We start from the raw sequence: 23602 nt of genomic DNA, 5'->3' as shown, positions 1-23602 counted from the left end.
AGATAAAAAATTCCTTATCATTTCACTTTTGATGTATACGGCCCGAACACATCTTTTACCGGCATATCTTCCCGGCTGTCGTCTAATATGATCACGTAATATTCCCTGCCTCCCGGCAATATCCGCACTACAATATGTCCCTGCAGGCTTTTGTAAGAGCGGTCAACCAGCGTACCTATTACGTATTTGTTCGCGTCAAGCATATTGGTGGTAAACAGGTCCCGCGGGCCTTCATACAAATAGGGCGTGGTTAAACGACGCAGCACTTCTTCTCCCGGGTGATCGGACGACCAGGACTGCTGGATCCATACCCTGGGCTTAAAAGTTTTAACCTGGAACTCGTTTACCGCGTCGCGGTTGCCATGATGGTCTAATGTGGCAATATCCACTTCTCCCACGGCTTTGGCAACCGGGGTTTCCACATCTTTCCACCATTCATCGCCATAAGATACAATGCCGCCGCAATCGCCGCCGGAATAATAGGTAAACGGCCCGTAATGCAATGTTAATACAAGGCTCAGCCCGTTTTCACTTGGCCAACTGCGGGGGTTGCCGGTATCAATGGCCGGGAAAAAGGAAACAACGCTGCTGTCCTTACCTGTCCATATCTGCCCGTTTGCTTTTACATTCCGTACATAAAAAGATGGATATTGCCGGGGATGGTATTTCATTTGTATCTGGCTGTTGCTGCCGGCTTTAAGCTGCGCTGCTTTCATTCCTTTTTGTTGCTGCGCAGCAATAAAATCAAAGTAGTTCTGCATCGTTTTACCAAAATTAATTTCGCCGCTGAACCTGTCTTTATGCTTTTTTATATCATACGGGTAATTATAGTCGGGGTATCCCCTGTCTAACAAATAATGTATAGGAATAAGCTCCCCAACTCCCGTGATGCCGCTCAGGCTGTATTTTCCGGTTGCCGACCGTTTCGCCCCGGGATACCAGCTTCCAAAATGATCATCATGAAAGTGGGAGATAGCAGCATAATCAATTACCGCTTTATCTTTTAACGGCGATACCTTCCTGATATATTCCGCAATCCATTCATACGCTCTTTTGCTGTAATTGGGCCGCATAGCGGCGTTGCGGGGCGTAAAGGCGCGGTTACTTGTTGGGTTCATTTCTCCTGCGTCAAAAAGCAGGGTAGTGCCATCGGGGAAAATATAAAACGCGGCATCACCCCAACCGGTATTAATATGATGCAGATCGAGGTAACCTTCTTTCCAGGCAGGCAAGGGCTGACCCGGCGTGGCAATTTGCGCAAATGAAGGGAGCAATATACCGGTTAATATAGCCAAAAATGCGGCATGCCTTAACATGTTAGGTGCTTGCATGATGTTGAATTGATAGTGCCGAAAATACAACTAAGCCATGCTATTTGCAAAAGTTACAGGAACAATTAATAATGATTTGATCGCTCTACCGTTAACACTATTGTTTGCTAAAACGAACGAATTCCATAATCATGATGATTTATGTAATATTGTCCTGTTAAACCAGTTAATTTGCTGATGCCTGCTACCAGAACATTATTTGTCGCGTTTTGTATGCTGATATCTTCTATGCTGCAGGCACAACAAAAAGCTGCTGTTGTTTCCGGTAAAGTGGTAGATGCAGCGGAAAGACCATTAGCTAAGGTAACGGTCACTGTCTCAGGCAGTCAAACAGGGGTATTAACCTCCGATTCGGGTAGCTTCTCTATAAAAGTACCTGCCGGAAAAGCCATAGCGCTCACCTTTTCCTCCACTGGTTTCCATACGGTTCAGCGTAGTTTTTATCTCAGTGAAAACGAGCACGAAAAGGTTGTAATCCGTTTGGAAAGCAGTTCCAAAATGCTGCAGGAAGTAATTGTGAAAGATGATAGGGAAAGAACGGAAACCGGTCTCATACGGCTTAACCCAAAGCATGCGCTCACCATTCCTTCTGCTACCGGCGGCGTGGAAAGCCTGATCAAAATATTTGTAGGAAGCAATAATGAGCTTACGTCACAGTATACGGTGAGGGGAGGTAATTATGATGAAAACCTGGTGTATGTAAATGACTTTGAAATTTTCAGGCCTTACTTGGTACGCAGCGGCCAGCAGGAAGGATTAAGCTTTATAAACCCTGAGCTTACCGGTGGTCTCAGCTTTTACAATGGCGGCTTCCAGGCAAAGTATGGAGACAAAATGAGCAGTGTGCTTGATATTCAGTATAAAAAGCCCAAAAGCTTTGCAGGATCTGCCTATATAAGCTTATTAGAACAGGGCTTTCATGTGGAGGGCGTTTCGCGAAATGAAAAGTTCAGCTATTTAGTGGGAGTACGCAACCGGTCGAACAGGAACCTGCTGGGCACACAGGAAACAAAAGGTAATTATATTCCTTCTTCGTCCGATATTCAGGCTTTGTTTACTTACCAGATAAACAGTAAGTGGCAATTAGAATTACTCGGCAATTTGTCGGGCACAAAATTCACGCTTATACCTGAGGAAGCAAAACTCACTTCATCTGTTCTTTCCCCTTTATTTAGCGCTAATCTTGGGCTTGATATTTATTTTGACGGCAAGGAGCAGGACAGGTATCTGACCAATATGCTTGGGCTAAGCGTAGTACGGCAGGTAAACAAAAAACTGAAACTGAAGTGGATGCTGAGCCGGTTTGAAAACAGGGAGCAGGAAGCCTACGATATTACCGGCGCGTATTTGTTTGGGGAAAGAAGTTTTGATAAGTCACAACCCGATTTTGGATCTATTATTAACCCGCTGGGTGCGGGGGTATTTATCAACCATGCCAGGAACACATTAGCTATAGAAAACTGGAATATATCTCATAAAGGCGGGTGGGATAATAAAAAGCATTTTGTTCAATGGGGTGTAAGTGCAGAAAAGACACTGATCACTGACCGGCTGAGCGAATGGGAAGCACAGGATTCCGCAGGCTATACCCTCCCTTACCAGGCTGCGCAGTTGCAATTGTATACTGTAAGAAAATCAGCAACCGATCTTGATGTGAATAAGCTTTCGGGTTATATACAGGATAATATATCATTTGGCGCCGCATCGCATATTACGGTGCAGGGCGGCATACGGTTTAATTATAATGAGCTGAACAAGGAGTTCCTGTTGTCGCCGCGTTTACAAATGTCGTGGATGCCCGATACAGATAAAGACTGGGTGTTGAGGCTGGCGGCGGGCGCTTATGATCAGCCGCCATTTTACAGGGAGCTGAGAAAGTACAACGGCTCCGTAAATACAGCGGTAAAAGCACAACGAAGCTGGCAGGTAGTAGCAGGCGCCGACCATAATTTTACATTATGGGAACGCCCTTCACGAATGACAATAGAAACTTATTATAAACATCTAAATCATGTTGATCCTTATGATATAGATAATGTACGGATCCGTTATTTTGGCGATAACAGCGCTAAAGCGTATGCAACGGGCATTGAGCTGCGCCTGTTCAGTGAACTGGTTAAAGACGCGGAAAGCTGGGTTAGTATAGGACTAATGCGCAGCATGGAAAAAATAAACGACTTTCATTATTACCGGTATAAAAATGCGGGTGGTGAGTTGATAACCGCGCAAACCGATGACCAGGTAATTGCCGACAGCGTTCGTTTTGATAAAGGATGGATGCGGCGTCCCACAGACCGGCTGGTTACTTTTGGGATGTTCTTCCAGGATTATTTAAGCACCAACAAGAATTTTAAGGTGCATTTAAATATGATTTACGGAAGCAATATGCCTTATAATATCCCCGGAAGTGTGCGCTACCGGAACGGGTTAATTATTGATCCGTATATGCGGGTTGATATTGGTTTTAGCGCTTTATTATTAAGCAGCGACAAAAGTAACCGCAGAAGTCATAATCCTTTCCGGAAATTCGATAATATATGGGCAAGCCTTGAAGTGTTTAACCTGCTCGACCGCGACAATACCATATCCTACATGCTGATCAAAGATTTTTCCAATGCGGTATATGCTATCCCTAACCGGTTAACGCCAAGATTATTCAATTTTAAAATGCTGGCAAGGTTTTAAAAAAGTCTTCACAAATGTGTATAAGTAATTTTGTATTTTATATACCGCTAATCCTTAAATTTGGATATAATGGAAAAGGGTAGTCTGTAATTTTTGAACGACTATTTGTGAAAAATAAAAAGAACTGAATTGACAGAAACAATCATTAACCTGGAAACCGTTAACCCTATTGAATTTTTTGGCGTTAACAATGGCAAGCTTGATCTTCTTAAAAAGAAATTCCCCCTTTTAAAAATTCTCAGCCGCGGTACACAAATTAAGCTCAGCGGCGCCCCCGAACAGATTGAATCGGCAAAGGAAAAGATCGTATTGCTTATTCAATATCTTGAACGTAACGGGCATGTAAGTGAAAATTATTTTGAGCAGATACTGGGTGGCGACGATGCGGAAACCGTAGATCATTTTGTAGAGCGCAACAGTAACGACATACTGGTGTTTGGTCCTAATGGTAAAAGTGTAAGAGCCAGAACGCCAAATCAGAAGCGGATGGTAACGGCAGTTGATAAAAATGATATTGTATTTGCTATTGGTCCTGCCGGAACTGGCAAAACTTATACCGCTGTAGCATTGGCGGTGAGGGCTTTGAAGAATAAATCGGTGAAGAAGATCATTCTTACCCGGCCGGCTGTGGAAGCCGGGGAAAGCCTGGGTTTTTTGCCTGGTGATCTGAAAGAAAAAATTGATCCTTATCTCCGCCCGTTATACGATGCGTTAGACGATATGATACCTGCCGATAAGCTGGGTTACTATATGAGCACCCGTGTAATTGAAATAGCGCCACTGGCATATATGCGGGGTCGTACGCTGGATAACGCGTTTATTATTTTGGATGAGGCCCAGAACGCTACCGACCTGCAGATCAAAATGTTTTTAACGCGTATAGGCGCCAATGCAAAGGCTATTATTACGGGAGATATTACACAGGTAGATCTTCCCAAGCACCAGCGCAGCGGACTGGAAAAAGCTACCCGTATATTAAAGAATATTGACGGCATTACGCATATTGAGCTTGATGAAGATGATGTGGTGCGCCACCGCCTGGTTAAGGCTATCATTAAAGCATACGACAGGGATCATGAACGGTTGCAAAATTTGAATAAAGAACGTGATGGCAATAACTGATCCTAAAAATAATTCAGCTTTGTTTTAGGCGTTAAAGTAAGCAGGGTTTCATATATGAGCCTGATTGTATTTTCTATATCATCTTTGTGTAACATTTCTACTGTAGTATGCATATAGCGCAGCGGTATGGAAATGAGCACAGAAGGACAGCCATCATTGGCATATGCAAATGATTCGGTATCCGTTCCGGTACTGCGGCTTACCGCACGCAACTGAACGGGTATTTTTTTGTCTTGCGCCACCTTTTGCACCACCTCTAATAATTTGTTGTGAACCGCGGGACCATAAGCGAGCGAGGGTCCCTTTCCGCAGGCAACATCTCCCTCAATCATTTTATTGATCATAGGCGTAGTAGTGTCGTGCGTTACATCTGTAATAACTGCCACGTCGGGTTTTATCCTTCGGGCTATCATTTCCGCACCTCTTAATCCAATCTCTTCCTGTACGGCATTTACAATATATAAACCGAAGGGTATTTTTTTCCTGTTTTCTTTCAGCAGGCGGGCCACTTCGGCAATCATAAAGCCGCCTATACGGTTATCCATAGCCCTGCCAATGTAATAGCCGTAAGCCAGCTCATCAAACCCCTCTTCGTAAGTAGCTACAGCGCCAATATGAATGCCTAAAGCTTCTACTTCTTTTTTATTCCTGGCGCCACAATCCAGGAAAAGATTATCCACCTTGGGCTGTGTTTCTTTTTCGCCTCCGCCCATACGGGTATGTATAGCCGGCCATCCAAACACCGCTTTTACCAATCCCTTTTTTCCCTGGATGATAACCCTTTTCCCCGGGGCGATCTGGTGATCCACGCCGCCATTGCGTTTCAGGTAAATCAGCCCGTCGTTGGTAATATAATTTACAAACCAGCTGATCTCGTCTGCATGTGCTTCTATCACCACTTTAAATTTTTCATCAGGGTTGATCACGCCTACCGCTGTACCGTAGGGGTCAACAAAATGCGTATCAATATAAGGCTTAATGTAGTTAAGCCATAGCTTTTGCCCGCTGCTTTCGAAGCCGGTGGGTGAGGCATTATTCAAATAATTCTTAAGAAAAAGAAGGGAACTGTCGTTTACTATAGATTTTTGCTTTGCCTTTGTAGTTTTTGCCATTATCAATTGAATTAGTGTCAAAAATAGTTAAATCCTGAACAACAGGGTTAAAAGCGAAGAAAACACCATTAACCCGTCGAGCACAAAATAATACAGGTAATCGTTGAAATGTTTCCTGGCATAATTATATAAACCCAGTACAATGCCTCCCGGTATAAGTAGCAGGATAATGGTAAAGATAGAGAATGATTTTCCATACAATGCCAATGTGCTCATTACGAACAGTGCCAGGGAGATCAGGAAAATCAGTAATATTTTTTTCTCACTCATCCAGGTGATCATACTTTTAACACCCTGTGCCCGGTCTGCATCCCTGTCGCGGTAGTCGAATAAAATGCAAATAGCATATATCAGGCAAAAACGGCTGATGCAAAAAAGCGTATGTTGGGTTGTCCAACCGGCACCGGCTACCAGCACAGGTAATGCCGTAGTAACATACATCCATACAAACGTGAGGAAAAGGGTTTTGCCTATGGCTATTTTGGAAAGCAGCGAAAAATATTTATGCGGTATTTTTGGTGCGCTGTATAAAAAGGTAGCAAAAACGCCAATGCTTAGCGGCAGCCAGTGATCTCTTAGCTGCCAGGCAAAATAAAGCGAAAGCAGCAGCGCAGCAATATAAATGCAGAGCAGCAGCATGCGGTAACGGTGGTTCCATGCAATGCGGGGAGAAGCTGAAGGCATAAGAGGAGTAAGGAACCAGTGAAAATTATAGCTGCATAAAGTGGCGAAAAAAACAAACAGGTAAAAAACAGTGCTGTCGTACGTCAGAAAGAACAATTGATTGGTTTGTTCTACCATTAGTACAGCGCAAAAAGAGATATACAGGTTGGTATTTATAAAAAAACGAAACAGGGTGCGCACATTTACGGCAATTGCAGGCAAGTTATTGTTTTAGAATAGTGAGGGGTTCCAGCACCAGGGTATCGCTGTGGTTACCAGCAAGGTCGGTGAGCCAGAATTTGAAAACGGCGTCCTCGGACTCCTGGGAATCATTGCATCTTTTATCTCCCGCATATTGAATAGGGGTTAACGTAATGATCAGCTCTCCTTTTTGATTAGCCGAAGGAGGTAAATTATCCGCTATTCTAAAAAAGGTAGTATCCAGAAATGATGGGTCAAGTCCCGGATTAAAACAGGGAGATAAGGAAGATAACTTCTCAATACAAACCGGCACATCCGACAGGTCGCCCTGTGCATCAGTATATTCAAAAGTAAATGTCAAAGTAGAACCGGCGGGGACAACGGGGCCGGGACTTACCGATTTAAATTTAAGTATAGGTTTGTCGCTAAACTTATCTTTGCCGCATGAAGCTGTAAAAAAGATGATAAAGCATATTGCAAAACTTATTCTCATATACCTGTTCATTAAAACAAATGTAAATATTCCCTTTGAATAAACCCTCTCCATATAACGATACCGCCAAACGAATATTTGATTTTAACATTTCAGACTTCGATAGCCTGGCTATTGATATCTTCCGTTTCCAGTATGAAAATAACAGTATTTACCGGCAGTTTGCAGATGCATTGGGGGTTGATCCCGGGCAGGTTGAAGGGGTCGTACAGATCCCTTTCCTGCCGGTCAGCTTTTTTAAAACCCATCGCGTTCAATCCACCCCATTTGAGCCTCAAATGATCTTTGAGAGCAGCGGAACAACCCAAACTATCAATAGCAAACATTATGTAAAAGATATTGCTATATATACGGAGAGCTTTTTAAAAGGGTTTGCGCAATTTTATGGTGATCCTGAAGGCTGGTGTATTATTGGCTTACTGCCTTCCTACTTAGAGCGGCAAAATTCATCGCTGGTAATGATGGTGGATGAACTGATCAGGCAAAGCAAACATTACAGAAGCGGCTTTTATTTATATGAATACGACCAGTTGGCTGATCATTTGCAGCAATTAGAGCGGCAGCAGCAAAAAACCCTGCTGATAGGCGTAACATTTGCATTGCTTGATTTTGCGGAAAAATATCCTATGCCGCTAAAGCATACTATAGTAATGGAAACCGGGGGTATGAAAGGCCGCAAAACAGAAATGACCAGGCAGGAAGTGCATAGCCTGCTGAAAACTGCGTTTCATTTGCCGTGTATTCATTCAGAATATGGGATGACCGAGCTATTGTCGCAATCTTATTCCAAAGGAGATGGCATGTTCCGCTCTCCCCCGTGGATGAAAGTGCTGCTCCGGAATGAAGACGATCCGCTGGAAATACTAAGCCCGTCGGGCAAAGGAACAAACGGCGTGGTTAATATTATTGACCTTGCCAATATCTATTCCTGTTCTTTTATTGCTACAGATGATGCAGGAAAACTATATCCCGATGGTAGCTTTGAAATACTGGGGCGTATAGATAATAGTGATATAAGAGGGTGCAGTTTGATGGCAGTTTGAATAATTTGAAAATGTGGGAATTTGAAAATTTGAAAATGGAAGCCGTTTCAGATTAGGATTTACGACTTCGGATTTTATGATTTGTGGTTTATTGCTTTTGATTGTCATTTTCGCTTCGAATTTCGAAATTCCTGCTTCGGATTTAATACTTGAATCTGCCACGATGGACAGGCTTTATTTGACTTTTGTTATTTGGCTTTTGGTTCTTCTTTCAATATCCAACATCCATCAGCCCGGTGCAGTCAATTGTCCTTTTTTCGTAGTTGCTTTGTATGGCCAGCTCAATAATGCGGATGATATTATAGCCATGCTCGGGTTTTTCTTTTACCGGCTGCCCGTTTGTTATGCTTGCATACAATTCATTATAATAATCTGCGTAGCTGCCTTTCAGTGAAGGGTATTTTTCCTTTATTATTTTTCCATCTTTTTCAGTATGGATCAGCCCAAACATTGCTTCCGGCTCCTGCCCCCAGTCTTCACCAACGGGTAGTTCCCCCGCCCTGAGCCTGGCTTCCTGGGGATCTTCGCCATATTTAATAAATGAGCCCAAAGTGCCCTGTATCATATACCGGGGTCCGGGCTCTCTTACCAGCATACCGGCGTGAAGGATCACTTTGGTAAAGCGGTAGTTGAGCCACAGGTTAAAATAATCATCCACCTTTGCATGCGGGCGTTGCATTCGGATATCGGCTGTAACGGAAGCGGGCATACCAAAGAAATACAGCGCCTGGTCAATGATGTGCGCGCCAAGGTCGTATAATATACCACTCCCCGGCAATGGCGCTTCTCTCCATGCTGTTGGACGCGCCTCCATACGGTAGCGATCGTAATGCGCTTCAAATTCATGTATATCACCCAGCAGTTTTTTGTCTATAATGGCTTTCATGGTACGAAAGTCGCTCACATACCTGCGGTTTTGGTATACGCTCAGCACTTTTCCTGAACCTGCAGCTATATTTACCAGTTGCCTGGCTTCTTCGGTGGTATTGGTAAATGGTTTTTCCAGCACTACATGCTTACCGGCTTCCAGCGCTTTTTTTGCATAGGGGAAATGGGTATCGTTGGGCGTGGTAATTACAATCAAATCAATTTCAGGATCAGCAACCAGCTCGTCTATATCTCTTGCTATTTTTACGGAGGGATATTTTTCATGTGCTTCATTTCCCTTCCTTTGCAATATGCTTACCAGCTCATATTTATCAGTCAGTGCATCAATAAAAGGAAGATGAAATACTTTGGCGGAAATGCCGAATCCAACTACGGCCACGCGTATTTTTTTTTGAACCATGGGGTACCTGTTTATATTTTTTGCTTTACAAAGCCGAGCGCCAGCTCTAATTGTTGTTCGGGGGTGATATTGGAATTATCGAGCACTACCGCGTCTTCCGCTTTTCGCAAAGGGCTTATTGCGCGGTGCGAGTCAATATAATCCCGCATCTCGAGGTTGTTCTTTACTTCTTCAATAGTAATATTGGGGTTTTGGGCGTACAGCTCCCGGAACCGCCTTTCTACCCGTATGGCATTATCAGCGGTCATAAATATTTTTAGCTCCGCTTCAGGAAAAACAACGGTGCCAATATCCCTGCCGTCCATTACTATGCCTTTTTTTTCTCCCATTTTTCTTTGCTGTGCCACGGCAAATGTTCTCACTGCTTTAATGGTTGCCACTTCACTCACTTTTTCTGCTATGATCAGATCGCGGATAACATATTCTACATTTTCCCCGTTAAGGTATATTTCCGTTTCCCCGCTTTTTTCATTAGGTCTGAAGTCCAGCTCAATATTTTCCAGGGCTTCATTAACCTGTTTTTCTTTTGTCCAGTCTACCATGTTCCGCAAAAAATATAAGGTAATGGCGCGGTACATGGCGCCGCTGTCTACATACACGTAACGGAGCGCCTTGGCCAGTTGTTTGGCTAATGTGCTTTTTCCGCAGGAAGACCACCCGTCTATGGTAATAATAATTTTTTTCATCATTAAAACAGTGCAAATTATATATACTGCATGAAAAAGAAGAACGGAAGCGGCAGTTTTTCAGTATTGCATAAAAAAATGCCAACCTCTGCAGGCTGGCATTTTCTTGTTTTTATGATGTATTAAGCTTCTGATTTTTCTTTCCTGCTTTCTTCCTTTAAGGTAAATTTCAGTAAAGATTTTTCCTTGTCCAGATCGGCAATCAGTATATCACCCGCTTTTACATTTGTATTGAGTATTTCTTCCGCCAAAGGATCTTCCAGGTATTTTTGAATAGCCCGGTGCAGCGGACGTGCGCCAAACTGCTGGTCGTATCCCTTTTCCGCTATGAAGTTTTTAGCATCCAGGGTAAGTTCTAATGAAAATCCAAGCGAGCTTAAACGTTTCATAACGCCCTTCATTAAAATATCAATGATCTGGAAGATGTCGTCTTTGCTGAGCGAATTAAAGATCATCACATCATCTATCCTGTTTAGAAATTCAGGGCTAAATGTACGTTTCAGTGCTTTTTCAATCACAGCTTTATTATTCTCATCCGAATTTAACTGCCGTGCTGCCGTTGCAAAACCAACACCCTCACCGAAGTCCTTCAATTGACGCGCGCCAATATTGGAAGTCATGATGATCAGTGAGTTCTTAAAATCCACTTTCCTGCCCAGTCCATCCGTTAACTGCCCGTCATCTAATACCTGTAATAAAATATTATAGATATCGGGGTGTGCTTTTTCAATTTCATCCAGCAACACAACGGAGTAAGGTTTGCGGCGTACTTTTTCGGTTAATTGTCCGCCTTCTTCATAACCTACGTATCCCGGAGGGGCGCCAATTAAACGGCTTACGGTAAACTTCTCCATGTATTCGCTCATGTCAATACGGATCAGCGCATCGTCCGAGTCAAACATATATCTTGCCAGGGAACGGGCAAGCTCTGTTTTCCCTACACCTGTGGGACCAAGGAAAATGAACGTGCCTATGGGTTTCTTAGGATCTTTTAAACCTACCCGGTTACGCTGTATGGCCTTTACAACTTTTTGAATCGCCTCATCCTGTCCTACCACTGCTCCTGCCAGGTCTTCTGCCATGCGGCGGAGCTTGTCTGTTTCTGCCTGCACCATTCTTTTTACGGGAATGCCGGTCATCATGCTCACCACTTCCGCTATGGCTTCTTCGTCTATCGGGTAACGTTTGTGCTTGCTTTCTTCCTCCCACTGAGCCTTTGCTTTTTCCAGGTCTTCCTGCAGCCTTTTTTCGTTGTCGCGCAGTGATGCGGCTTCCTCAAAACGCTGGCTTTTTACTACCTTGTTCTTTTCCTGCTTGATGTCTTCTATCTTTTTTTCCAGCTCTACTATTTCGTTGGGAACATTAATATTCTTCAGGTGCACTCTTGCCCCTACTTCATCCATCACGTCAATGGCCTTGTCGGGCAAAAGCCTGTCGGTAACATAGCGGTCGCTCAGCTTTACACAGGCGTCAATAGCGTCTTCCGCATATGTTACGTTATGGAAATCTTCGTATTTGGATTTAATGTTCTGCAATATCTGTATGGTTTCCTCCACGCTTGGCGGCTCTACCAGCACTTTCTGGAACCGGCGGTCTAAGGCGCCATCTTTTTCAATATACATGCGGTATTCATCGAGCGTTGAAGCGCCAATGCACTGCAGTTCACCACGCGCTAACGCGGGCTTAAATATGTTGGAAGCATCTAAGGAACCACTGGCTCCGCCTGCACCCACTATGGTATGAATTTCATCAATAAAGAGAATAACATCCCTGTTTTTCTCCAGCTCATTCATGATGGCTTTCATCCTTTCCTCAAACTGTCCACGGTATTTGGTGCCTGCCACTAATGCGGCCAGGTCGAGCGAAACCACGCGTTTATCAAACAATACCCTGGAAACTTTTCTTTGCACAATGCGCAACGCCAGTCCCTCCACGATAGCGGTTTTACCAACACCGGGCTCACCGATGAGGATAGGATTGTTCTTTTTGCGGCGCGACAATATCTGCGATACCCTTTCTATTTCTTCCTCACGGCCAACGATAGGGTCTAAAGTACCCATTTCGGCAAGCCGGGTAATATCGCGGCCGAAATTATCCAGTACAGGCGTTTTGCTTTTGGTATTTGCCGCCTGTGCTTTCGACTTCTGCTGGTAACTTTTCTTTTCGTCATCAAAGTCGTCATCAGCATCATCGGTATATTCGCTGCGCACATCATTGCTTTTGACCATGCCCAGCTCATTTCTGAAAAGGTCGTAGTCCACGTCAAACTGATTTAAAATTTGTGTAGCAATATTTTCTTTGTTCTTCAAAATGGAAAGCATCAGGTGTTCCGTTTCCACGGTAGGGCTTTTAAGCGCCTTGGCTTCCAGCACGGTAACCCGGATTACTTTCTCGGCCTGTTTGGTGAGGGGTAAACTGTTAATATTGGCAATGTTTTTTCCTGTTTTATCTTTTACTGCCAACTCTACTTCTTTACGCAGCTCATAGAGGTCAACGTTAAGATTCTTGAGTATCTTCACCGCCATATTTTCCCCTTCCCTGATCAACCCCAGCAACAGATGCTCTGTTCCAATGAAATCATTTCCCAACCTCAGTGCTTCTTCCCTGCTGAATGAGATAATTTCTTTTACCTGGGTAGAAAAATTATTATCCATGTAATAGAATTTAATAGTGATCGATACAATAATAACTAATAATTTTGACTTCTAATGATTAATAGAACATTGCAGGTGTGTGAATTATTGTGTTAGAGGGCGTTACGGCATATTTATTGTCTTCCAGAACTGGAATGTATGCGTTCGATAAAACACACTTTTACGTATTCAGATAAAGCATTGAAAAGCGGTAAACTTTACCTGTAAAAATCAATCTATCAAAAGAACTCAATCATGAACTTCAAAATAGATACCAAGGAAAAATTTCATGTCATATCGCTCAATGAATCTCGATTCTCTGCTAATATGACAGATAAACTACGTGAATTGTTTATTGAAGTTACACAAAATGATGTTAAACATATCATTCTGAATTTGAAAGCTGTTCAAAATGTGGAATTGCCGGCGGCCGAATTTCTTTTAAGGCAGCAGCAGCAGTGCTATAATGCCGGTCAGTCGTTTGTAGTATGTGAAATACAGCCGGCTGTAAAGGAAATGCTTAAAAAGCAGGATTGGTTCGATTTGCTCAATATAACCCCAACCGAAAGCGAAGCATGGGATATTGTGCAAATGGAAGAGGTGGAGAGAGAGTTGCTGGGAGGGGAAGAAAGCTGATGGTGTTTTTCCGTGGCGCTTATGCCGGTTTGATATGTAAAAAATAAATATTCAAATGCTGCTTGCGGATTATTCTACATCCATGCCTTTCGCTCCTACATATCGTCTCCATTTTTCGATGACGGATTGCATATCGGCGGGTATTTCACTGTCGAAAAGCATTTGCTTTCCTGAAGCGGGATGAATGAACCCTAATGTTTTAGCATGCAGGGCATGGCGCGGGCAAAGCGCGAAACAATTTTCAACGAACTGCCTGTATTTGGTGAAAACCGTTCCCTTAACAATTTTATCGCCCCCGTAAGTTTCATCATTAAATAAAGGGTGACCTATGTATTTCATGTGTACCCTGATCTGGTGGGTTCGCCCGGTTTCTAAGCGGCATTCAATAAGACTTACGTAGCCGAAGCGCTCCAGTACCCTGTAATGGGTGATGGCTTCTTTGCCATATTCGCCTTCCGGAAATACATCCATCATTTTGCGGTGGCGCTGGTGGCGGCCAACATGAACGGCAACCGTTCCGCTGTCGTCTGTAAAATCACCCCACACCAGGGCAATATACCTTCTGTGCACGGTATGTTCGGCAAACTGGCCGGCCAGGCGCATGGAAGCTGTTTCATTTTTAGCCAGTACAAGTAATCCCGTGGTGTTTTTATCTATACGGTGTACCAACCCAAAGCGGGGAAGCTCGGATTCGGAAAGTGCCGGTTTTTGTTGTTGCAGATACCAGGATATACCGTTCACTATTGTTCCGGTGTAATTACCGGAACCGGGATGCACCACCATGCCCGCTGGTTTATGGAGAATGATGATATCATCGTCTTCGTACCTGATGTCGAGCGGAAGCTGTTCCGGGATGATTTCCGTTAGTTCCGGAGCCGTATCTGCATACATAATGATGTGATCCCCCGGCCGTACCTTGTAATTGGATTTTACCGGCTGGCTATTCACCAGTACAAAACCCTTTTCAATGCCTTGCTGCAATTTGCTCCTGGTGCCGCCTTCCATCCGGTTAATGAGGAATTTATCTATACGGATGGGTTCCTGCCCTTTGTCTACGGTAAAGGCCATCCGCTCATAGCGCGATTCGCCGTTATCGCCGTCTTCCGGCTCATTTTCCCATTCCGCTTCTTTTTGCATTACCTGCTTATTTTTCGCAAAGATAACAGTTGGCAGGTACTAAGCGCTATTGCGGGTTTTGTGATATGCAAATAGCGGGGATGGCGCCCGGAAGCCTGTTTTATTGCCTGCGCATCAGGTCAAGGAATTTCCTGTCTAATTTATACCCGTACCAGTTTTCATAGGCTACATCCGTTCGCCCGGAGTTGAGCACACCAAAATCGCCGATAAAATTCCAAACCGCAAAACCGATATTGCCCACTTTAAGAATGCTGAGCACATCGGTGAACCAAGCCATGAACACATCGTGCGGTGTTTTGTTCCAGCAGCCACATTCACCGCAATGTACGCCAACGCCCTGCTGCATTAAATCGGTCCAGGGCTTGTAATAGTTTTCCAGCATGGCTTTGTTAAACTGTTTTCCGCCTACTTCTCCCGGCCATTTGGGCTCGGGGAGATTATTAATGTCTTTATTGGCCCATGGCGCTTTGTAATGGGAGATGGCCCCGGGAAAATATCCCCTGCAGCTTTGCCCGATATTAAGGTCTTTAATTTCCGGGATAGGCGTATTGCCTACATTGTTGCCGTCGGCAATAACAAGGTGCCCGGGATTTTCTTTACGAATGGCTTCTGCTGCGCCTTTGGCTACTTTCCGGTAAACATCGCCGGGTACGGGGCCCGACCGGGAGTGCTGGTCATTCATATCTTCCCGCATGCTGGGCTCATTTACCAGGTCGAAACTTATTTTTTGGGATGATATATTCTTGTATTTCTTAGCCCACATATTCCAGTGAAAATAAAACGCCTGCTGCGCCGCGTCATCCTTCCATAAATTATAGGGCTCATGAAAGCCGGCGTTAATACAATACCCCGGCGCCCGGTGGAGATTAAGACTTACATGCATGCCGTAAGTATGCGCCATGGTTACCAGCGCATCTATCCTGTCAACGGCCTCATTACTGATCCTGTACACCTCTTCCGGCGTAATATTCCTGGAGCGGTTTATATTGAGGTAATGAGGATAAGCGATAGGCAAACGAACAAAATCAAACCCCCAGTCGCGCATCCATTTAAAATGCTCTTCCGTAGTGGGGTTGCGGGATGGATGGGGACCGGGAGAAAAGAAATCAAGTAAATTAAATCCCTTCCAGCGCGGTAGCTTATTTACTGTTGTAAGCTCCTGTAATGAAGCAAACGCTTTTAGTTGTGAAAGCGCCAGTCCGGCAGTAATAACCCCGGTATGTTGTATAAAATGCTTACGGTTCATATGGCAATACTGTAATTGATGTGAATCAATATATGAATGATTGTCTAAGATAGCGTATAAGCCGGGTTTAAAGAGCCAGGAGGAGGGCGTATTTCAATTTTTCGCTCCATGTACAACTTTCCGGTCGGTGAGACACCGACCGGTAGCGGGTTCTACAGGTGGGTGTCACCACCCACCTGCGAAAATTTGAAATGCACCCCGGGTGGAGTGAAACGTTTGCATTGGGTTAAATGAAATAACTTTGCACTCATGCAGGAGGTTTTTTTTGAAGATATGGGCGCCATTGCCTATAAAGACGCATGGAATTACCAGGAGGCATTGCTGAAGAAGAATGTGGAAGCAAAAGCACTGGCTAAAACCAATGCTTCAGATTTAGCGCATATTACTCAGCACGGGCCTGCTTTTGAAACCATAGCCAATACCCGGCACCATTTGCTTTTGTGCGAGCATCCCCCCGTATATACTTTAGGCAAAAGCGGCCATGCCGAAAATGTGCTCATCAGCGAGGCCGTCCTTCGCCAGAAAGGTATTGAATATTATCAAACCAACAGGGGGGGCGATATTACTTTTCATGGTCCGGGTCAAATAGTAGGTTATCCTATTATTGACCTGGAGAAGTATTATACCGACATTGGTAAATACCTCCGTAACCTCGAAGAAGTGATCATTCTTGCCTTGCAACAGTTTGGAATAAAGGGTGAAAGATCTCCCGGTGAAACAGGCGTATGGATCGAGCCATCCGTAAAAGGACGGGAAAGAAAAATATGCGCTATGGGCGTGCGTTGCAGCCGCTGGGTAACCATGCATGGATTTGCATTAAATGTAAATACCAGCTTAGATTATTTTAATTATATTATTCCCTGCGGTATTGCCAACAAGCAGGTAACTTCTTTTGAAAAAGAGCTGGGATATAACCCCGGTACAGCATCGGTAAAAGCAACCCTGAAAAGCTGTTTTGAGCGGGTGTTCGATTGCGCGCTGGTTAATGAAAGGTAGTATTTTACGGAACCCTCACTTTGTTTTTTTCCTTTAGCATTCCATCTTCAAATAATTCGAAACCAAACCAGCCCGCATGAAGAAAGTTGGATTTATCTACTGTAAAAATGTGTTCTTTAATTGTATTGATCTGGAATAATGTATTCCCGTTTTGTTCATAAAATTTAATTGTAAAGCTGCTTAGCTTTCCCGGGGGTAAAACGATAGTAATATCGCCATCTGCGTTGGTAAACACAAATCCTGAAGGGGTAAATGTTTCAGGCTTTACCGCATTAACAGTATGCGCTTTTAATCCATCGCTTCTTTTTTTACCGGAAGCCGCGGCGGCAGATTGTACCTCGTATGACTTTTCCGATGTTTCTTCTATAGCTGCAGCCCCGTTTCCGTCTGCTTCATTGCTGCCCGATGCTTTTGTATGAATGATTGTGTTTCCCGTGTTTTCCCTTTCTTCTTCCCGTACCGTCTGCATATTTTCTTTTTTTGCTACGGCAGGCAGATACTTTTGCGGTTTTTGCGATTTGCTGAAGGTGTATTTTCCATCATCAAGCAGAATGTATAATTTATAATAGGAGGAAGTATCCGGTGCATTGTTGTCAAGGAATCCGTTCGTAACGGATGAAGGGTCAGGCAGTGTTAAAATAGTTTTAAAACCTTTGAGGCTATCTGAAGAACGCTGAATGCTCAGTTGTTTTATAACAGGGAAATCGTTTACCCAGCTCAAAATAACTTTGCCATTTCTGTTGGCTACTGTAAAGCCGGGCAGTGTGTCCTGCGCCTGTACGGTACAACTGTACGAAATAAGCACACAAAAAATAATGACCCGGAAAACAATTTTCATAGTTATGTTGTATGTCAAAAGCATTAACGCTATAAGCGCAGCAAAGATAATGCTACACTAATATATTTAAAATACTAAAACCCCGGGTTTAAGCGACCTGTTGCCCTGTAATCCGCCACTGTGAATGGCCAGGATACGCGACCAGGGTGGAAAAAAATCTTTCCCCATCAGGTCGAATATACCATACATCATTTTTGCCGTGTAAACAAAATCCAACGGAATGTTTGTTGTATGGTAAAATGTATTCATGAATGCCGTTAATGCGGGCGTATATTTTGCGTATCCTCCAAAATGATAATCATGTACCAGGCGAAACCTGCCGGGCAAAGGCGTGTTTAATAAGGATTGGATTTCATCATTCAGGCTAAAAGTATGCTTCATGGCGCTTATGCCGGTAATTTGCTGATGAGCACCTGTTGCCTGTATAATGCCGGATATTGTTGTGCCTGTACCAACTGCCGCAACAATATGCGTATAGGTACTGGTATCTGTAATGCGTAATATGTTCGCTGCACCCTGCATACCTAATGGGCCAAACCCTCCTTCAGGAATAACGTATACTTTTCCAAACTGTTGCTCCAGCTTTGAGGAGCAGGCATTTCTTTTTACAGCATCGTATTCATTCCTGGGTAAAAAAGCAAATTGCATATGGCTGGCGGCGGCTTCCTGCAGGGTGTGCGACCATTGCTGCGGTTCTTCCCCCCTGATAACGCCAACTGTTTTAAGTCTGTATTCATTTGCAGCATATGCCGCAGCGGCTATATGGTTGGAATAGGCCCCGCCAAAAGTTAGCAATGAATGAAATCCTTTGCTCAGCGCATCCTGTATATAGTATTGCAGCTTGAACCATTTGTTGCCGGAAACAACGGGGTGCATTTTATCGAGCCGGAGAATATCGAGCTGAACTTTTTTTTGAAATGTGGCTTCGTTTTCAACAGGGTCTATGGAGATATTATTCGTTTGCATATGTTTCATGCACCGGGCAGCGGCTATTTATCAATAGCGCCTGCGGCAGAAAGATACTCCCCGTTTAACCTGGCAATATTATCTACGGAAATTTCTTTGGGGCAAACCGCTTCACAGGCTTCCGTCATGGTGCAGGAACCAAATCCTTCCTTATCCATTTGCTCTATCATATTAAGTACGCGGTTTCTTTTCTCCGGTTCGCCCTGTGGTAATAAAGACAGGTGCGCAACTTTGGCAGATACAAAAAGCATAGCGGAACTGTTTTTACAGGCCGCCACGCAGGCGCCGCAGCCTATGCAGGCAGCAGCGGCAAAGGCTGAATCGGCATTTTCTTTTTTAACAGGTATGGCATTGCCGTCTACCGCATTTCCCGTGTTAACCGAAATGTAGCCGCCTGCCTGTATGATCCTGTCGAAGGCATGCCGGTCAACGATCAGGTCTTTAATTACAGGGAAAGCATTGGCACGCCAGGGTTCTACCACAATGGTGTCGCCGTCTTTAAAAGCCCGCATATGCAACTGGCAGGTAGTGGTACCGTGCCACGGCCCGTGCGGACGACCGTTGATATACATGGAGCACATGCCGCAAATGCCCTCACGGCAATCGTGGTCAAAGGCGATAGGCTCCCTGTTTTCTTCAACTAATGCTTCATTTAGTACGTCGAACATTTCAAGGAACGACATTTCCGAAGAAATATCCTTCACCTGGTAAGTTTCAAAATGTCCTCTTTCGCTTTGATTTTTTTGTTTCCACACTTTTAAAGTGAGGTTCATGGTATAGTGATCCATAATTAATTCCCTAATTTGAAAATTTGAAAATTTGAAAATGCATAAAGAAATACCCACATAAACCCTGGAATCTTTCCTTTTGCCGAAGAAATTATTTTACATTGGGTTTATCATTTCTCATTGTTGAAAATTTAAAAGCTAGCAATTTGAATTACATCATCAAATTAACAAATTTTCAAATTGCCTCATTTTCAAATTTTCAAATTATTATTTATAGTTCCTTTGCGTTGGCTTGGCCAATTCAAATTCCAGTTCCTCTTTATTCAGTTTCCAATTATGTTCTCCATTGTATTCCCAGGCGGCTACATACAGGAACTGGTCATCATGGCGGAGGGCTTCTCCTTCTTCCGTCTGGCTTTCTTCCCTAAAATGACCTCCGCAGCTTTCTGTTCTTTCTAATGCGTCTATACAGATGAGTTCACCCAGTTCAATAAAATCCGCCACGCGGTTGGCTTTATCTAATTCGGGGTTCATCTCATTGATTTCACCGGGTATCCTTACGTTGCTCCAGAATTCTTTTTTCAGCGCTCTTATTTCTTCTATTGCTTCATTCAAACCTTTTTCGTTGCGCGACATGCCGCATTTTTCCCACATGATCTTTCCCAGGCGTTTATGAAAGCTCTCCACCGACTGTTTTCCTTTAATTTGCATGAGGCTGCTGATACGATCCTTTACAGCGTTTTCCGCCACTTCAAATGCTTCATGTGTAGTAGGGATGGGCTTTACAGAAATTTCATTGGCCAGGTAATTGCCGATAGTGTAGGGGATTACGAAATAGCCGTCTGCCAGTCCCTGCATCAATGCTGAGGCGCCCAGGCGGTTGGCGCCATGGTCGCTGAAATTTGCTTCTCCCAATGCGTATAAGCCGGTAATAGAAGTCATCAGCTCATAATCTACCCAAAGCCCGCCCATCGTATAATGCACAGCAGGGTAAATGCGCATAGGCACTTCATAGGGATTTTCGCCGGTGATCTTTTCATACATATCAAAGAGATTACCGTATTCTTCTTTCACTACCTCCTTGCCGAGCCGCACCAGTGTTGCTTCATCGGGGTTTTCTATGCCGTGCTTGCTTGCTTCGGCTCTCCCGTATTTATTAATAAGATTGTAACGGAAATCCAGGTAAACCGCCTGCTTCGTGGTGCCTACGCCGTATCCGGCATCACATCTTTCTTTTGCAGCGCGTGAAGCCACATCACGGGGTACGAGGTTGCCATAGGCCGGATATCTTCTCTCCAGATAATAGTCCCTTTCTTCTTCGGGAATATCATTGGCTTTACGCGTATCGTTCTGTTTTTTGGGAACCCATATCCGCCCGTCGTTACGGAGCGATTCAGACATGAGCGTTAACTTGCTCTGGTGATCGCCGGTAACAGGTATGCAGGTAGGGTGAATTTGAGTGAAGCAGGGGTTAGCGAAGAACGCTCCCTTTTTATGCGCTTTCCATGCCGCGGTAACATTGCTGCCCATGGCGTTGGTAGATAAATAAAATACGTTGCCATAGCCGCCGCTGCATAACAGTACGGCATGACCGAAATGTCTTTCCAGTTCGCCTGTAACCAGATTACGGCAAATGACGCCCCTTGCTTTGCCGTCTATGACCACCACATCCAGCATTTCGTGGCGGGCATACATCGTAACATTTCCCAATGCAACCTGCCGTTCCAGCGCCTGGTAGGCGCCTATCAGCAGTTGCTGACCGGTTTGCCCGGCAGCATAAAAAGTTCTTTTTACCTGCACGCCGCCAAATGAGCGGTTATTGAGCAACCCGCTGTATTCTCTTGCAAAAGGTACCCCCTGCGCTACACACTGGTCAATAATATTGGCGCTTACCTCCGCCAGCCGGTGTGTATTGGCTTCACGGGAGCGGTAGTCGCCTCCCTTTATCGTATCGTAAAAAAGTCGGAAAACAGAATCTCCGTCATTCTGATAGTTTTTAGCAGCGTTGATGCCGCCCTGCGCCGCAATAGAGTGCGCCCTGCGCGGGGAATCCTGGAAGCAAAAAGCTTTTACACGATATCCCAGTTCACCTAAGGAAGCGGCGGCCGAAGCGCCTGCCAGCCCCGTTCCTATAACAATAACTTCCAGCTTACGCTTATTGGCAGGGTTAACCAGTTTTACATGACCTTTATAGTCATTCCATTTGTTCTCTAACGGTCCTGCGGGTATTTTTGAATCCAACATAATATGTAAATACGTTGATGATTTTACCAGATTTATTCCAGTTATTAATAAAGGTGAAGGATCAGCACTCCCAATTTATCCGCTTTCCACCCTTCCCTTATCCTCCAATCCTTTCCACTTACCACTTTTCACTATTTCACCCACCCCAGATATACAGACACCGGCATCATGGCAAATGCCAGCGGTACAATTACCGAAAATGCCACGCCTGTTGCATGCACAATACGTACATAGCGTTGGTTATGCAGGCCCAGCGTTCTGAAAGCGCTGTTAAATCCATGCATTAAATGGTAAGCCAGGGAAATGCAGGCCAGCACATATAAAATAACTATCGTAAGCGATTGAAATACGATTACCATTTCGCCATACAGGTTATGATATGCTTTTCCATCGTAAGCAATAATACCCAGCTCATGAATATTACCGATACCGCCCAGGCGGCTTGGCGTCCAGAAATGATAGATATGCATGATCAGGAATAACAAAATTAATGTGCCCAGCAATCCCATGCTGCGGCTGTACCATTTGCTTCCGCGGTTGCCCAGCGGAACCTGGTAACCTATACTGCGCCTGCTCCTGTTTTGTGCTTCCAGGATCAATCCCTGTACAATGTGTAAAATAATGCCGATAAATAATCCTACTTCCAGAATGCGGATTACTACTGTTGCTCCCATAAAATGAGCGGCTTTATTGAACATGGCGCCGCCATCGTTTGCCCAGATGCAGGCATTAATTCCAGCATGCACCACAAGAAATGCAATAAGTGAAACACCTGTAAGCGCCATTACAAATTTTTTTCCTACAGATGAAGTGAAGAGTTGTTTCCAGGTCATATTCAGAAGAAGTGGTTAGAAAAAAAGTAGGACAAAAATAGCATACAAAAGCTCATAAAAGTCAGCGTATGCTATTTTTTATCCATCTATGCGTTTAGACAAACGATCATGAATGACCTGAAACAGGTGCTGGGGCTGCAATGTACGCCAATGGGGCGCCTCCAGTAATTGAACATATCTGTTCAGTTTTGCCTTTTTAAAATCGTACTGCGACTGCTCCGGGAGGTTTAAGATAACGATCCATCCGTCTTCTTCCTCCGTTTCCTGGAACCAGTCTTCATAATAGCTGTCATCGCTGCTGTGAAAATTCAATACATTTTCCCCTATTAAAATAAATTTTGTGATGCGCTCATAAAAAAGCACGTCCGTAACTTCTCTCCGAAGGGTTTGAATATCATTTTCTATGGCGTCATTCCATTCTCCTATTAATTCAATAATAGCGTACCCGTGATCGTAATCGGCATAAAGTATCTTCATATACAGGGTACGTGATCCAAATTCATCCCATTGGGGATGGATATAGTAATTGTAAACGGTTTGCGAAAACACAAATTCACTATACTCTCTTCCCAAAAAAGGTGATCGCGGATCTTCTTCCGAAGCATATAAATGCCGCCAGTTATAAAAAGGTTCAATATCATGCATAACTCCCGTTTCCTGCCTGCAAATATCGAAAGAATATACATAATAAAAGCCGGGTTTCACATGGCTTTCACAGCGG

General features: G+C 44.1%; 20 protein-coding genes. 5 read left to right on the top strand and 15 right to left on the bottom strand.

Going from position 1 to position 23602, the window contains the following annotated elements; genetic code table 11:
• Nucleotides 1-17: 17 nt before the first annotated feature.
• Entirely contained in the window at nt 18-1331 is a 1314-nt protein-coding gene (locus tag PLE34_RS08185) for a ComEC/Rec2 family competence protein (RefSeq protein WP_324555763.1), read from the bottom strand.
• A 177-nt stretch (nt 1332-1508) separates the two neighbouring features.
• Between PLE34_RS08185 and PLE34_RS08180 the strand changes: the two genes are divergently transcribed.
• Together PLE34_RS08180 and PLE34_RS08175 are read left to right on the top strand one after the other, a co-directional pair.
• Complete coding sequence (locus tag PLE34_RS08180) at nt 1509-4016, top strand: TonB-dependent receptor (protein ID WP_324555761.1); 2508 nt, start codon at nt 1509-1511, stop codon at nt 4014-4016.
• 129 nt (nt 4017-4145) lie between these two features.
• Nucleotides 4146-5138, top strand: a complete 993-nt coding sequence (locus PLE34_RS08175; protein WP_324555759.1) for a PhoH family protein — start codon at nt 4146-4148, stop codon at nt 5136-5138.
• Between the two features lie 2 nt (nt 5139-5140).
• Here PLE34_RS08175 and PLE34_RS08170 read toward each other — a convergent pair whose 3' ends face one another.
• The 3 genes from PLE34_RS08170 to PLE34_RS08160 are packed head-to-tail and all read right to left on the bottom strand — an operon-like array spanning nt 5141 to nt 7607.
• Nucleotides 5141-6250: a M20/M25/M40 family metallo-hydrolase gene (locus PLE34_RS08170; protein WP_324555757.1), complete on the bottom strand. Its 1110-nt coding sequence runs from the start codon at nt 6248-6250 to the stop codon at nt 5141-5143.
• Between the two features lie 27 nt (nt 6251-6277).
• The gene (locus PLE34_RS08165; protein WP_324555756.1) at nt 6278-7135 is read right to left on the bottom strand and encodes a UbiA family prenyltransferase; all 858 of its coding nucleotides are present in this window, start codon (nt 7133-7135) and stop codon (nt 6278-6280) included.
• A gap of 1 nt (nt 7136) precedes the next feature.
• Nucleotides 7137-7607, bottom strand: a complete 471-nt coding sequence (locus tag PLE34_RS08160; protein ID WP_324555754.1) for a hypothetical protein — start codon at nt 7605-7607, stop codon at nt 7137-7139.
• Nucleotides 7608-7642: 35 nt separating this feature from the next.
• Between PLE34_RS08160 and PLE34_RS08155 the strand changes: the two genes are divergently transcribed.
• Nucleotides 7643-8650 (top strand): LuxE/PaaK family acyltransferase, encoded by a 1008-nt coding sequence (locus tag PLE34_RS08155; RefSeq protein WP_324555752.1) that lies wholly within the window; start codon nt 7643-7645, stop codon nt 8648-8650.
• Nucleotides 8651-8861: 211 nt separating this feature from the next.
• Here the strand turns inward: PLE34_RS08155 and PLE34_RS08150 are convergent, their stop codons facing one another.
• The 3 genes from PLE34_RS08150 to PLE34_RS08140 all read right to left on the bottom strand — a co-directional run bounded on the left by PLE34_RS08150 (nt 8862) and on the right by PLE34_RS08140 (nt 13278).
• On the bottom strand, nt 8862-9938 hold the full coding sequence (locus tag PLE34_RS08150) for an oxidoreductase (RefSeq protein WP_324555750.1): 1077 nt from the start codon (nt 9936-9938) through the stop codon (nt 8862-8864).
• Between the two features lie 11 nt (nt 9939-9949).
• Nucleotides 9950-10627, bottom strand: a complete 678-nt coding sequence (gene cmk, locus PLE34_RS08145) for a (d)CMP kinase (protein WP_324555748.1) — start codon at nt 10625-10627, stop codon at nt 9950-9952.
• Between the two features lie 119 nt (nt 10628-10746).
• Nucleotides 10747-13278, bottom strand: a complete 2532-nt coding sequence (locus PLE34_RS08140) for an ATP-dependent Clp protease ATP-binding subunit (protein WP_324555746.1) — start codon at nt 13276-13278, stop codon at nt 10747-10749.
• A gap of 234 nt (nt 13279-13512) precedes the next feature.
• On the opposite strand from PLE34_RS08140, the gene PLE34_RS08135 reads away from it, so the two are divergent.
• Entirely contained in the window at nt 13513-13893 is a 381-nt protein-coding gene (locus PLE34_RS08135; protein ID WP_324555744.1) for an STAS domain-containing protein, read from the top strand.
• A 69-nt stretch (nt 13894-13962) separates the two neighbouring features.
• On the opposite strand, the gene PLE34_RS08130 is transcribed toward PLE34_RS08135, so the two are convergent.
• Both PLE34_RS08130 and PLE34_RS08125 read right to left on the bottom strand, forming a co-directional pair.
• Nucleotides 13963-15030 (bottom strand): RluA family pseudouridine synthase, encoded by a 1068-nt coding sequence (locus PLE34_RS08130; RefSeq protein ID WP_324555742.1) that lies wholly within the window; start codon nt 15028-15030, stop codon nt 13963-13965.
• A 100-nt stretch (nt 15031-15130) separates the two neighbouring features.
• A complete protein-coding gene (locus tag PLE34_RS08125; protein WP_324555740.1) occupies nt 15131-16276 on the bottom strand; it encodes a glycoside hydrolase family 5 protein in 1146 nt (381 codons plus the stop codon).
• Nucleotides 16277-16525: 249 nt separating this feature from the next.
• Between PLE34_RS08125 and lipB the strand changes: the two genes are divergently transcribed.
• Entirely contained in the window at nt 16526-17272 is a 747-nt protein-coding gene (lipB, locus tag PLE34_RS08120; RefSeq protein ID WP_324555738.1) for a lipoyl(octanoyl) transferase LipB, read from the top strand.
• Nucleotides 17273-17276: 4 nt separating this feature from the next.
• Here the strand turns inward: lipB and PLE34_RS08115 are convergent, their stop codons facing one another.
• The 6 genes from PLE34_RS08115 to PLE34_RS08090 form a co-directional block, all read right to left on the bottom strand.
• Complete coding sequence (locus tag PLE34_RS08115; protein ID WP_324555736.1) at nt 17277-18110, bottom strand: hypothetical protein; 834 nt, start codon at nt 18108-18110, stop codon at nt 17277-17279.
• A gap of 66 nt (nt 18111-18176) precedes the next feature.
• Entirely contained in the window at nt 18177-19076 is a 900-nt protein-coding gene (locus tag PLE34_RS08110; protein WP_324555734.1) for a 1-aminocyclopropane-1-carboxylate deaminase/D-cysteine desulfhydrase, read from the bottom strand.
• A gap of 23 nt (nt 19077-19099) precedes the next feature.
• On the bottom strand, nt 19100-19864 hold the full coding sequence (locus PLE34_RS08105; protein WP_324555732.1) for a succinate dehydrogenase/fumarate reductase iron-sulfur subunit: 765 nt from the start codon (nt 19862-19864) through the stop codon (nt 19100-19102).
• A 207-nt stretch (nt 19865-20071) separates the two neighbouring features.
• On the bottom strand, nt 20072-22048 hold the full coding sequence (locus PLE34_RS08100) for a fumarate reductase/succinate dehydrogenase flavoprotein subunit (RefSeq protein ID WP_324555730.1): 1977 nt from the start codon (nt 22046-22048) through the stop codon (nt 20072-20074).
• A gap of 131 nt (nt 22049-22179) precedes the next feature.
• A complete protein-coding gene (locus PLE34_RS08095) occupies nt 22180-22881 on the bottom strand; it encodes a succinate dehydrogenase cytochrome b subunit (protein WP_324555728.1) in 702 nt (233 codons plus the stop codon).
• Between the two features lie 78 nt (nt 22882-22959).
• Nucleotides 22960-23586, bottom strand: coding sequence for a hypothetical protein (locus tag PLE34_RS08090; protein WP_324555726.1), 627 nt, complete (start codon nt 23584-23586; stop codon nt 22960-22962).
• Nucleotides 23587-23602 lie beyond the last annotated feature (16 nt).

Origin of the sequence: Agriterribacter sp. (genome assembly GCF_035445465.1) — a bacterium.
In the GTDB taxonomy this organism is placed as follows: Bacteria; Bacteroidota; Bacteroidia; order Chitinophagales; family Chitinophagaceae; genus Agriterribacter.
Note: the sequence above shows the minus strand (reverse complement) of the source record. Positions and strands in the feature narration are given on the sequence as shown.